This is a genomic window from Chloroflexota bacterium (genome assembly GCA_016235055.1).
In the GTDB taxonomy this organism is placed as follows: domain Bacteria; phylum Chloroflexota; class Anaerolineae; order JACRMK01; family JACRMK01; genus JACRMK01.
The window spans coordinates 1-13,329 of record JACRMK010000022.1 but is presented as its reverse complement, the minus strand read 5'-3'; the positions used below and the strand labels follow the sequence as shown (position 1 = coordinate 13,329).

Sequence of the window (13,329 nt, the reverse complement as noted above, 5' to 3'; positions counted from 1 at the left end):
CAAGGAGGAATGCCCATGAACGGATTGCAAATGATACAACTGATGGCGTGGTGGTACGACTGGGGCGCGTTGCTGGCCGCCTTATTGTCGATCGGCGCCGCTGCGTGGGTGTATCTCGACTCGCAGCAGAGCGCGGGCGGCCCGGATCCGACGACTTGGCGAATGCTGACGATCGGCGGCGCCGTCCTCGTTCTGCCATCACTGTTCCTGAAATTCGGGAATCCGCTCGAACTGGTTGCCGGCGTGTTGACCGGCATGGGCAACGTGCCGCTCTTCTTCTACCTCGGCTTTGCGGGACTTGTCGCAGCCCTGATCGGCGCTATCGGCTATTACACACGGCGCGATCAAGTCGGTCCCGGCGTCGAAGATGAAACGGTGACATACCGTCCCTCGCTTCCGTCCACGGATATGCGTACCGACCCAGTGACGCCGATTACCCCGGCGCCGCTTTCCAAGCGTCTCGATCCCACTCGGGTCATTGACGATAGTGTGCCTGTCATGGGCACGTTGCTCGTAGCGCGCGGCAACCAGAAGGGGCGCCACTACAAGCTCGGCGCGGGGAAAAACACGGTGGGGCGCGACGGGGCTGGATGCAACATCGTGCTCGATGACGATAGCGTTTCCAAGCAACACGCACAGATCAATTACGAAAACGGCCAGTTTCGTCTCTATGACCTGGCAAGCCGCAATCACACCTATGTGAACGGTGAACTGCTGACGCGCAACGGCCAGATGTTGTTGGACGACGACGAGATCAAGGTTGGCGACACGGTGTTCGTCTTCAAGACGCCGCGGAGGCGTTCGTGAGTGCATACGACGATAACCCGACGATCCGCACGGGCGCCGCCGGGGGCTCCACGCGCCGGGCCGCGCCGGACGATTGGCGCAGCGAGCGCGCCACCGATACGATTTTGCTCGACAACGACACCCCCGATATTTGGGCGTTCGTCGTCGTGGTCAAAGGCGCCGCCCGGGGCCGCCCGTTCCGCTTGAAGGTCGACGCGCGCGGTTCCTTCATTGGCACGGGGAGCGATGCCGACGTCATCTTCGACGATCCGGCCATCTCCAGCCGGCACCTGTGCATTCGGCTCGAAGGCGCCGTGAAGAAGGGCCAGGAGCAGGAGTCACGTTTCTACGCCATCGACTTGGCCAGCACGAACGGCACCAAGCTGAACGGCGAACGTATTACCAAGCAGGACCTTAAGGATGGCGACCGGATCGAGATCGGCCAAACGGTGCTGGTGTTCAAACGAGTATAAGTTCCGGGAGAGTATCCCGGGCGTGCTTGACTAACCATTTCACGAGGAGAACCGTCCATGGACCTACAGCAAGTACTCGCCGTTTGGAGAGATTGGGGCGTGTTTGCCGGATTCCTGGTCAGTCTGTTGGCTGCGTTTGCCGTGTTTTATGATTCCTCGAACCGCGGTCTCGATGCAACGCTGTGGAAGGTGATCGTCGTCGTGACCACGATTCTGGTTATACCGTCGCTGCTGTTCAAAGTCACGCCGGACATGATGGCCGGCCTGAAGAACGCCTACGAGCCGTTGTCCTACCTTGGCATCCTCGCCAGTGTCGTGGCGCTTATCGGGTTGATTGCCTACCTGTTCTACGCGCGCCAGCAGTCCCCAATGGACTCGACGGCCTGGGCAAGTAGAGCGACACAGCAAGGCGGCTATTCACAGCAAGCCTACAACTACCCCACCACACCCGCTGGCGCTACCCCGCAGTCGGGTTTGGGCGCCACTGCGCAGCCGGCGGCCGAGCCGACCACACAGCAGACGCGGCAATCGTCCGAGCCGCCCACCGATGAAATACGGGCCGTCAACCGATCGGGTGACTCGAGTCATACTGTGATACTGGAGACTAATAAGCCGCCGCGCCCGCTGGCGTATCTGGTCATGCGAGGCGGGCCGCGCCACGGCAAGACGTATGACCTGCGAGATGTGACGGCGATCGGTCGCGAAGCGAAGGACAATGAGGTTATTCTCGAGGACAGCCACGTGTCGGGACGACATGCCAAGATCAGGCTTGAGAACGGTGAGTTCTATTTGTGGGACCTCGCGAGCGCCAACGGCACATTCGTCAAAGATCGCGCCAGTGGTGAATGGAAGAAGGTCGAAGGCAAGTGGCCGGCGCCGCTGACTGACGGCGATAATATCAAGTTCGCGGAACAAACGATGTCGTTCATGCACATCCGAGATGCCGCTTGAACTACCGGCTCGGGCATCTGACGCATCCGGGGCGCGTGCGCGCGCTGAACGAGGACAACTACGGCATCCTGCTGGCCCCGCCCGGAGCGCCGGAAGTCGATGCGTTGTTCGTGGTGGCCGACGGCATGGGCGGGCATCAGGCTGGCGAGGTCGCCAGCGCATTCGTCGTGGAGAATCTGTTGCGCTTGTTCCGTTCTTCCCGAGAATACCGTACCATCGCCGACTATAGCCTTGAGCGAGATGACTATTTTGCCGCGGTTCTCAAGGATGTGCTGGAAGCGCTCAGCGAGCAACTGCAAGTGAAGGCCGCCGGTTCCGAGGGCATGCGTGGGATGGGCTCCACCGGCACAATCGCGCTCTTTTCCGGTCAGCGAGTGTTCATCGGGCATGTGGGCGATAGTCGCGCCTATCTGTTCCGAAGCGGCGCCCTGCGGGCGCTGACGCACGACGATCACTCCGAGGGCGAGGCCCGCAATGTCTTGACACAGGCCATCGGCGCGGGCGCGGCTCTTCGGGTGGATCGCAGCATCCATGCGGTACAGGCCGGTGATTACCTCTTCCTGTGCACCGATGGCCTGACCACGATGGTCAATGACGCCGAAATCCAGCAGGCGATCGTGGCGCAGAAAGAGCCCCAGGCGATTTGCAACAGCCTGGTCGCGCTCGCGAATCAGCGCGGCGGGCCTGACAACGTGACCGCCCTCGCGGCGCGCCTGGAGGCCAACGGCGCCGGCCCCCAGTCGCCGGTCGTCTTCAGCAGCGCGCCACAACCGGCCGCGCCGGTCGCCCAGCATGATACGCTTCCGGTCGGCCGCAACGCCGTGCGCAGTCAACCCGCCTCCGCCGCGCCACGCCGGCGGCCCGCGCCGGGGCGGTCGCTCGTCCTGCTCGTGGTGTTGCTCTCGGCAGTGAGCGGCGCGACGACCCTGGCCGTCGTGTCGTACCTTAATTACACAGAGAAGACCACGGCCGCCATGGCAGTCATCGTGGCTGTCATCAACCTGTGCGTCGGCGCCATCGCCGGTGCCATGCTCATGAAGCGCTCCACGCGCGCCTAGCTTCCGTGCGAGACCAACGAAGGAGTTCAGCATGAACCCACAGCGTCAACTGCGTTTGACCATTGCGTTCACATTGGGCCTGCTGCTCGCGCTTGCGCCGCTGGCCGCCTTTACCCAGGGGCAGGCGGTCTTGCGCATCGTGCGCAGCGATTCGAGCGAGTTCCCGAATATGAAGGTCTGGGTACAGGCCAACGGGACCAACAATGTGCCCGTGCCGGATCTCACCGCCGCCAGCTTCAAACTCGTCGAGAGCGGATCGCCCGTCGAGTTAGTCTCGGTTACACCGCAGTCAGACGCCGATACGCAACTCTCGATCGGCGTGGCGCTGGCGCTAGACAAGAGCATGAGCGAGACCGTCGGCGGCGACACCCGCCTGAAGATGGCCACCCGCATCGTGCAGAAATTGATTGACCAGGCAGCGTCGACGGACGAAATTGAGATCATCGGTTTTTCGGGCGACGTCAAAGTCGGTCCGGATGACGTGAAAGAGCGCAGTTTCACCAGCGACAAAATCGCATTGGGTGCCTATCTGGCGGGCGTAGCGAATTTCAATGACAGCGCGGTGCCCACGTGCGCTGCAGTGGACAAGGCCGTCAATACCACGGCCAACCGCACGGGGCAGCGCGCCGTCCTGCTGATCGTCGCCGCCGACGATACCACGTCGACGGCCGGCAACCTGTGTACCGAGGTGGGCGGCGCGGCTTCCCAGCGGCGCATTCCCGTCTTCGTCATCGGCCTGAACAAAGCGCTGGCCGCACCCGAGCTGATGAAACTCACCCTCGACGCTGAGCGCATCCGCTTGGTGGAGAAGGACGATGAGTGGACGCCTTTCCTCGCGAACCTGCTGACGACATTACGGCGCCAGTATGTCATCCGCTACGCCTCAAAGGCGCCGTGCGACAACGGCGAATACAACCTGCAGGTAACCTTTGAGTCCAAGCTGGGCAATGCCAGCAGTTTCACCGCGATCAAAGCGACGCCGCCCGAGACACCGGCCATCAGTCTGCCCTTGAAACAAGGACAGACGGTGAGCCGGTCACTGCCGATCACGCTGACGCCGCAGATCTGCGCCAAGAATCCGGTCGCGTCCACGGCATTGATGGTAGACGGCAACGAAGTATTCCGGCGTGACCAGGCGCCGTTTGACCTGTTCGTCTGGGATACGACCAAGTACACCGGCACGCATTCGCTCACCGCGCGCATCAGCGACAGCACCGGCAAGACGGGTGAGAGCAAGCCGGTTTCCGTCCAAGTGGCCGGGGAGCCGCTCAGCCTGGCATTGATCTTGTTCGTCATCGCCCTGGTCGCCATGGTGCTGGTCTTCGTATTCCTCATGATGCGTCGCCGCACGTTTGTACCAGAGACCGTGTATGACCCCGGGCCAATTCCGGCGTCGTCCGGCGAGACGTCCGGGAGACTGGTCACGCCGCTGGTCGTTCCTTCGACTGCTCCAACCCCTCCGGCAGACACCCGCTACACGGGCGGCGGTTCGCAAGCGCCCAGCAGTCCGGCCAAGACCGTCGTGCTTAATCGGCAGGAAGCGCCACTGGCGTACCTGGTTGTCACCAAGGGCTCGACGAGCACGCAGAGATTTCCATTGGCTGCAGAAGCGACGATCGGCCGGGACGGTCAGAAGAATGACGTGGTGCTTGACGACCAATCGGTCAGTCGCGACCAGGCCAAAGTGCGACTCGAAGGCGGCCAGTTCTATCTATATGATCTGGCTTCGACCAACCCGACCGTGGTGAATGGGCGGCGCGTAGAAGGAAGACATCCGCTGCAAAACGGCGACCGCATCACCATGGGTAATGTGGAGTTGGTGTTCAAACGAGTGTAGCAGACCTTCGGCATCTTGGCGTGATGCCAGCGGGGCAAAGGCCGTCATGGAACTGATTGGGCAGGAAATCGGCACGTACCAGATCGTGGAGCGCGTCGGCGAGGGCGGGATGGCCGCAGTCTACCGCGCGCACCAGCCGTCGCTCAATCGGGATGTCGCCATCAAAGTGTTGAGCGGCAAACACGCCGATGAAGACGTGTTCCGCCAGCGCTTCGAACGCGAGGCGAAGGCCGTCGCACAACTGACGCATCCTCATATCGTGCCGATCCATGACTTCGGCGAAGATCGCGTGCACGGCGTTCAGTATATCGTCACGGACTACATCAAAGGCGGCAGCCTGCACGACGCGCTGAAGCGCGGACTGCCGATGGCCAACGCGCTGGCCATTATCGCCCAGGTGGCCGACGCGTTGGACTATGCTCATGCCCACGGTGTAGTCCATCGTGATATCAAGCCGGGCAACATCCTGCTGACCGAGGATGGGCGTGCGTTGCTGACTGACTTCGGCATTGCCAAGATCGCGGAGGCCACACAGTATACCGAGACCGGCGCGGTGATCGGCACGCCGGCCTACATGTCGCCAGAGCAGATCACGGGCGCTGCAGTGGATGGGCGGAGCGACGTATACTCGCTGGGCATTGTATGCTACGAGTTGCTGGCCGGCCAACCGCCGTTTCGGGCGGACACGCCGCTGGCGGTCTTGCACCAGCAGGTCTATGACCCGCCGCCGCCGCTCCGGCAGTTGAACCCGCGCGTGCCGGGCGAGCTCGAACGCGTCGTCGCGCGCGCGCTGGCGAAGGACCGCGCGCAGCGCTATCGCACGGCCGGCGAGTTCGCGGCCGCATTGCGCAAAGTCAAACTCGGCGCGCCGGGGCTTGCGGCGCCTGCGCGGGTCGATCGCGCAGCAGCCGACGGGGTATTTACGCCTTCACGACTTGGCGCCCTGGCGCGGAAGGGCACCGTGCGCGCCACGCGCTTCAGCCTGGGCTTGTTGATGACCGTTTCGAAATGGATGCTGCAATTGATGGCCGCTCTAGCTATCGTCTCCGTGATCCTTGGCACTATCGTGATCGTTGCGCTGTCGTACGTCGTCGCCGATGTCGCCGAGAAGGCGATCGCCAATTATCCACTGAATTGGAAGGCTGTGGCCGTTGACGTCGACCGGTCGATCGTCGTTGACGATCAGTGGTTGCAATCACTCATCGGCGCCGAACTGAAGACCTACGCTTTCGAGACGTTGCAAGACCCTGTCGTGCACATCCGATCGGCCAACGCCGTGGTCGTATCGGCGAAACTACTCAACACACTGGTTGCCCTTGACGCTCGCCTGTACCTTGAAAGCGGCGCGCCACAATTGCGGCTTGAGCGCGTGAATGGCGTCACGCCCTATGTGGTGGGCGGCATCCTGTCTGACGGCGTCAACCGAGGCTTGCGTCAATTCTACGCGCGTGCGCCGGTCGCGCTGGTGCAGTTGGAAACGAGCGACGGCCAGGCGACGATGCGCTTTGCGCGCGTTCCCGGCGCCGAGCCGACGCCGGCGCCGACGCGCTCGCCCGCCGAACAGGTTGCGGACTTGTTGACGCGCGTGGATGCTGCCTGGGATCGCGACTGGCCGGAGGCGATCCGCTTGCTGGAGCAGGCCAACACGATTGACCAGTCCAATACGCTGATCGTTGAGAAGCTATATGCGGCCCACTACAATTTCGGCCAGAACTTAGTGGTGCAGGGACGACCGGGAGACGCCATCCAGCAGTACCAGGCGGCGCTGGCCGTCAAGCCAGGCGGCGTCGAAGCGGCTCAAGCGTTGGCCGGGTTGAGCCCAACCCCCGTGGCGACATCCCGATAGCCCGGTGCTCATCAGGAATGGATATGTCTCAACCGGCGAACGCCCAACGCGATTGGGCTGAAGACGTAATTGGACAGACCCTGGGCCAGTACCAGGTCGTGTCGATTCTCGGCCGCGGCGGGATGGCGGTTGTCTTCAAAGCGCAGCAGGCCAATCTGAACCGCCCGATCGGGTTGAAGGTGTTGCATCCGGCCTATCAGTTCGACCCGGACTTCCTGCGGCGGTTTCATCACGAGACGAATCTGGCCGGTGTGCTGACTCACCCGAATATCGTGCGCGTCCATGACGCCGGCCAGGCCGAAGGCTATTCGTTCATGGCGATGGAATACGTGGATGGTTCGCCACTCAACGATATCATGCAAGCCGGAACGCCGCTCGATCTCAACATCGTGTCCGGTATTGTGCAGCAAGTGGGGGCGGCGCTGGCCTTCGCGCACCAGCGCAATATCGTGCACCGCGATGTCAAGCCATCAAATATCCTGCTGGAGCGCAGTGGGCGGGCACTTCTCTCCGATTTCGGCATCGCGCTGGCCGTGGGCCAGACCCGTCTGACGCAAACGGGCGCGCGCATCGGCACGCTCGAATACATGTCGCCCGAGCAGGCCGAGGGCGGTGCGCTGGACCACCGCTCCGACATCTACTCGTTCGGTATTGTGTTGTACCAAATGGTGACCGGGCACCTGCCATTTGTTGGCGATACACGGGCCATCATCACTGGGCACTTGATGCGGCCGCCGCCGCCGCCGCGCCGCCTCAATCCGAAGCTGAGCAGCGCCGTTGAGCGAACCGTATTGCGAGCGATCCAGAAAGATCCGCGCAAGCGTTACCAGAGCATGGACGCCCTGGTCGCGGCGCTCGAAGCCGCCGTAGGCCGGAAAGTCGGCGTGGGCGGCGCAGGCGGTCGACGCATACCCGTATGGGTCCCCGCTGGCGTGCTGGGCGCTCTACTGGTCATCGTGATCACGTTGTTTGTGGCAAGCTTCAGTCGCCCGCCCGAGCTGACGAACAGCCCGACAAGCCAGCCGTTTGTGATTCAACCGACCGGCAATGCGCCGGGTGTGGCGACAACTCCCGCCGTGCCATCGCTGGCGCCAACTGTGCTGCCACCGACGACCACGTCAACACCCACGTCGACGCCCACGCGCACGGCCAGTGAGAAAAGCGCTGCGCTATTGGTGGAGGTCGATCGCGTGTGGGGCAGGGACTGGCCGCAAGTCATTGGCTTGCTCTCACAAGCGTATCAAACCGACGCGAGTAATCTTGAAATCAGAGACAAGTTGTATGTCGCATATTACAACTATGGGCAGGCCTTATTGAGTCAAGGCGCGCTGAACGAGGCCGTACAGCAGTTTCAGAAAGCGTTGGGTATGAAGCCGGACGGTATCGAGGCGCGGCAAGCATTGCTTGCATTGACGCCGACGTCCACTCCAAAGCCTGTTAGCACGCCAACGGTAGGCCCGGTGCGCAATCTGTTGGCAAACCCATCCTTCGAACAGGGAACGGGGTCTCTGCCGATTGGGTGGAATCTGGATACCTTTCAGTATGCCAAGCTGACGTGGGAAAGCAATATTTCCAACACAGGCCAACGCTCTGTGTCAGTTGGGGGCCCTCCTTGCACACCGGGTGGACAGAACTTTCGGGTACGCTGGATGAGCAATCCGCTGGATGTAGACCCAAACACTCAATATATCTTGACGTTTTGGCTTAGAAGCGCCAAGGATTGGATCATTGCTGACGGCGCCGCGAGTATCAGTGTCAGGCAGGGATATCTCAAGTCTCCGGGGATAATCGCAGAGACCAAAATCATATATATGGGCGACCGCACTCCGACTACGCAATGGCAGCGCATGCAGCAAACCGTACGGACTCCTTCCGACAGACAGACGGTCGTCATTGAGTTGGGCTATGCGGCGGAAAAATGCAACGGAACCCCGAATACGGTCTACTATGATGATATTGAGTTTGGGCCGGCCCAATAGGTCGATTTGCATGCGAATGCCAATCGGCTTGGCCATTGCGCTTTGTCTAGTGCTCGCCGGCTGTGGAGCGCCCGACTCTGCTATGACGTTGGTGCCGATGCCTTCTGCCAGCAACCTGCCACCGCCACTTAGGCCGACGGCGACGGTCGTGTCAACTGCAACGGTCGATCCACTCGTCTCCCCGCGAACTGCAATAGCGCAAACGCCTTCATCGGCTAGCCAGTACCCGACTACTTTGACCCCAATAGCTGTAAATTCAAGCACGAGCACGCCAACGGCTTCACCACAACCGGCAGTTGTCACCATCCTAGCCACATCAGGCCCCACAAAAATCACGTTACCAACTCTCACACTCGGCTCCGCTGACCCGAATGAGATTTTTGATTCTGCAGAGCCATCCCTGAACAGAGCAAAGGACGAAGCATTACGAATTATCGGCTATAACCTACTCTACGTGAATTGGAATGCGCCCGGCGCTCCTCCCCGGGCGCATTCAGCTGGCGATGGATACGACAGCCCGTGGATTCGGGATTCGTTTGCTTGGGGAATGATCCCGACAAATGTCTACTCACAACTATCACCGTATACCTCATCTGAGATAGAGTACTGGCTGAATCTGCAGGAACCGTCCGGGCAGTTCGCAAGTGTTCTGCTATCCGGTTACTACGATGAAACACCGATTCTGATTGCTGCAGTGGTCGACGCCTATCGAATTACAGGTGATCGAGCGCAACTGGAGAGATACGCTCCGGCATTGCGGACAGCATGGGCCTGGATGGCCGGTCACGTTGACAGCACGGGGAGCCCGTTCCTTGTAAATGCATTAGTTCATCGAGTGCCGGGTTTACCGCCACCAGTGGCGGCGGATTGGGCGGACCAGATTGCGCGATCCGGTTATGCAGGTCAGGTGAACATGCTGTGGTATCGTGCAACGCTTGCAATGGCCACCATGGAAGCGGAGCTCGGGAATAAGGGCGAATCAATGCGGTATTTTTCCTTTGCACAGGGCATCAAGGCAGACATCGGCCGCGTACTCTGGGCTACCACCGCCCCATTCATACGGAATGCCCCCCCCGTCGCGGCTTTCGGCCATTTCCGTAGTTGGACACCTTCTGAACGCGACTATTTTGAGATGGATACCAACATGCTGGCTATCGTATATGGCATTGCCACTACCCAGCAAGCTGATAGCATTCTGGGTTTTGTTCGTCAACATGCGGATTATCTGCTTGGGCCGCCAAGTGGCATGCCACCGCCAGCGAAAACTGTCTATGGTGACTATGATCCGCGCGATTATGTCATCTTTGAAAAAGTGCTGGTTCGCGACGGGACGTATCACAATGGGTACTGGATTCCGATCGGCGGCCTAGCTGCGCGCGCTTTCGCCATGCATGAACAGCCTGGCGTAGCGCTTCGGATCGTCAGGAATATGGCCAACGCTTTCTCCGGACATCTGGCAGATCCATCAAATGGCCCAGGCTATGAATGGTACACAGCGTCAGGCATCCCGCAAGGGGCACCCGCCTATCAATGGTCAAGCCGTTCTCTTCTGCACACTTTGCTTACAACCTATGCCGGTATAGACGAGGATTGGGACTCCGTGCGAGCACGCGGTATGCGCGTCACGCCCCTTGCTGGCGGGGTGTCTGTCAAAGTTATGCATCTTGGCAAGACACTCTCAATCACTACTCACGGATCGGGCATACTGAGTCGTGCTGTCATCAACAATCGGACGGAGATCCATGGAACTATTCTTCCCGAGGAATTGCTCGAAGATGGAACTACTATTGACCTGTTTCTTGTTCACCCATGAATTGTTGGATGGTACTTGTTTACCGGGATATGCGGTTGACCGTCAATCGTCCGAAAACATGATTGACGAACGGGCGCCCATGGCCTATTACTATACACGTATTGGAAATAGTTGATTCTAGAGCGCAAGGTATACAGGGCATGGAATCGCTGATAGGTCGGGCATTGGGCCAATACGAAATACTGGAAGAGATCGGTCGCGGCGGCATGGGCGCCGTCTTTAGGGCGCGCCACAAGATACTGAACCGGGACGTCGCGATCAAAGTGCTGGCGCCGCATCTCGTGTTCGACCAGCAGTTCGTCGCGCGCTTCCGGCAGGAGGCGCGCGCCACCAGCAGCCTCCCCCATCCGCACATCGTGCACGTGATCGACATCGCGCAAGAGGGGGATTTGCACTACCTCGTCATGGACTTTGTTGAGGGCCAGACGCTGTCGCACAGATTGCGCGTGCAGGGCAAATTATCCCTGCTGGAAACTGTCGATCTCGCGCGCCAGATTGGATCGGCGCTGGATTTCGCGCATGCGCACGGCATCGTTCACCGCGATGTCAAGCCGAGCAACATCCTGCTGAACACCAAAGGGCAAGCGTTTCTGACCGACTTTGGCATCGCCAAATCGTTGGTCGGCACACAGTTGACACGGTCGGGCACGTCGATTGGCACGCCGGAGTATATGTCGCCGGAGCAGGCGCAGGGCGCGGAGGTTGACGGGCGCAGCGACCTGTACTCGCTGGCGGTGGTGCTCTATGAGGCACTGACAGGCGCCAACCCGTTCCATGCGGATACGCCGGTTGCCTCGGCATATCGCGTGGTGCATACGCCGGCCAAGCCGATTCGGAGCGTGCGCAAAGAGTTGCCGCCGCACGTGGAGCAGGCGTTGGCGAAGGGACTGGCGAAGAAACCGGCAGATCGGTTTGCGATGGCGAAGGGACTGGCGAAGAAACCGGCAGATCGGTTTGCGACGGCTGACGCACTGGTAAGCGCGCTGGGGAGTAACGCCACTGCGCCCCCCGCAAGCAGGCGGCGGCTCGGTCTGAGGCCCTTCGCGATTGCCGTGGGATCGTGTGCGCTCATTGTCGCGCTCATCCTGATTATAACGAACTCGCGGAGTGCTGTGCCAGTAGCGCCTGCCGGAGCAATTGAAGCCATTGTTCCCCCACCGCTCGTGGCGACCTCGGCCCCCTCCACTACGAGCACACAACTTATGCCCACCGCGACGGCAAAGCCTCTGGCGACATCGACGGCGACGCAGACCGATCAACGGCGCGTTGCCGAATTGATGGCCAAAGTCGATCTCGTGTGGGGGAAGGATTGGGCACAGACCGTTGATCTATTGAAACAAGCCCGCACAGTCGATCCAACCGATGCAACTATCAATGACCAGCTCTATGCTGCAATGTACAACTATGGCCAATTCTATTTGAACGCGGGCAAGGTGGCCGAAGCAATCACTTGGTTTGAATTTGCTGCGTCATTCAAGCCTGATGGTACTGAAGCCAGGCAGGCGCTTCTGAGTCTGACACCAACACCCTCACCAAGCCCTACACCGCTTCATAGCATTCTGATTTTTGACGACACGTTTCAGGCAGACGGCATGAGGTGGAATGGACAACGAGGGGTGGATGGTATTGTGGGCGGCAAGTTGTCACTTTCGGCTCCACTAATGAGCGGTGAGTGGCAAGGTTTGCTGGCTTCGCCCCAGAAACCCATCCAGATCAACGGCGATACCACGATTCAAGCAGTATTCAATCGGCGCGTACGATTCTCAGGATTATATTTTCTGATCCCGGAAGGCTATTTCGCCATTATCGTCTCTCAAGGAGAAAAGGCCACCTGGTCAAGAAATCCTGCGGGGCTAGGATTGCTTCGACCGGCATTGGCCAGCCCATGGGATGATCTGGGTAGCGTTGAAAACCTGATCTTGAAAACAAATGGAGAAACAACTTTCAAGTTGGTATTTGTCGGCCAGCAGTTGAGGGTCTATATAAACGACCGACTTACGGCTACTCGCACGGACAGCATCTTCGCTCTAGATAAGAAATTTGGCGGGTTCTTTGTAGGCAATGGGGATAGCTTCGGAATCGAGAGCATTCGTGCCTGGACCGGCGCTGCTTGCTCTCGTGCTCAGAATGTCTTTACGTGCCGATGAGCAATGCCTGATCCAACGGACTCCCTGATCGGCCGCACGCTCGGCCAATACGAAATACTGGAAGAGATCGGTCGCGGCGGCATGGGCGCCGTCTTTAGGGCGCGCCACAAGATACTGAACCGGGACGTCGCGATCAAAGTGCTGGCGCCGCATCTCGTGTTCGACCAGCAGTTCGTCGCACGCTTCCGGCAGGAGGCGCGCGCCACCAGCAGCCTCCCCCATCCGCACATCGTGCACGTGATCGACATCGCGCAAGAGAGGGATTTGCACTACCTCGTCATGGACTTTGTTGAGGGCCAGACGCTGTCGCACAGATTGCACGTGCAGGGCAAATTATCCCTGCTGGAAACTGTCGATCTCGCGCGCCAGATTGGATCGGCGCTGGATTTCGCGCATGCGCACGGCATCGTTCACCGCGATGTCAAGCCGAGCAACATCC

10 protein-coding genes are annotated in these 13,329 nt (G+C 60.1%); all 10 read left to right on the top strand.

Annotated elements, in window-relative coordinates:
• Positions 1-15 precede the first annotated feature (15 nt).
• On the top strand, positions 16-807 hold the full coding sequence (locus tag HZB53_06055) for an FHA domain-containing protein (GenBank protein MBI5877192.1): 792 nt from the start codon (positions 16-18) through the stop codon (positions 805-807).
• Entirely contained in the window at positions 804-1,259 is a 456-nt protein-coding gene (locus HZB53_06050) for an FHA domain-containing protein (protein ID MBI5877191.1), read from the top strand. Before HZB53_06055 ends, HZB53_06050 begins: the two co-directional genes overlap by 4 nt.
• A gap of 57 nt (positions 1,260-1,316) precedes the next feature.
• Complete coding sequence (locus HZB53_06045) at positions 1,317-2,210, top strand: FHA domain-containing protein (protein ID MBI5877190.1); 894 nt, start codon at positions 1,317-1,319, stop codon at positions 2,208-2,210.
• Positions 2,207-3,268 (top strand): serine/threonine-protein phosphatase, encoded by a 1,062-nt coding sequence (locus tag HZB53_06040; protein MBI5877189.1) that lies wholly within the window; start codon positions 2,207-2,209, stop codon positions 3,266-3,268. The genes HZB53_06045 and HZB53_06040 overlap by 4 nt, the downstream gene beginning before the upstream one ends.
• 31 nt (positions 3,269-3,299) lie before the next feature.
• Positions 3,300-5,105 carry an FHA domain-containing protein gene (locus tag HZB53_06035; GenBank protein MBI5877188.1) on the top strand — a complete coding sequence of 602 codons (1,806 nt, stop codon included), beginning with the start codon at positions 3,300-3,302 and terminating at the stop codon, positions 5,103-5,105.
• Between the two features lie 46 nt (positions 5,106-5,151).
• Positions 5,152-6,951 (top strand): protein kinase, encoded by a 1,800-nt coding sequence (locus HZB53_06030; protein ID MBI5877187.1) that lies wholly within the window; start codon positions 5,152-5,154, stop codon positions 6,949-6,951.
• Between the two features lie 23 nt (positions 6,952-6,974).
• On the top strand, positions 6,975-8,930 hold the full coding sequence (locus HZB53_06025) for a protein kinase (GenBank protein ID MBI5877186.1): 1,956 nt from the start codon (positions 6,975-6,977) through the stop codon (positions 8,928-8,930).
• 148 nt (positions 8,931-9,078) lie between these two features.
• Entirely contained in the window at positions 9,079-10,743 is a 1,665-nt protein-coding gene (locus tag HZB53_06020; GenBank protein MBI5877185.1) for a hypothetical protein, read from the top strand.
• A 140-nt stretch (positions 10,744-10,883) separates the two neighbouring features.
• A complete protein-coding gene (locus tag HZB53_06015; protein MBI5877184.1) occupies positions 10,884-12,890 on the top strand; it encodes a serine/threonine protein kinase in 2,007 nt (668 codons plus the stop codon).
• Between the two features lie 3 nt (positions 12,891-12,893).
• Positions 12,894-13,329 (top strand): serine/threonine protein kinase (locus tag HZB53_06010; protein ID MBI5877183.1); only part of this gene is annotated, 436 nt, incomplete at its 3' end.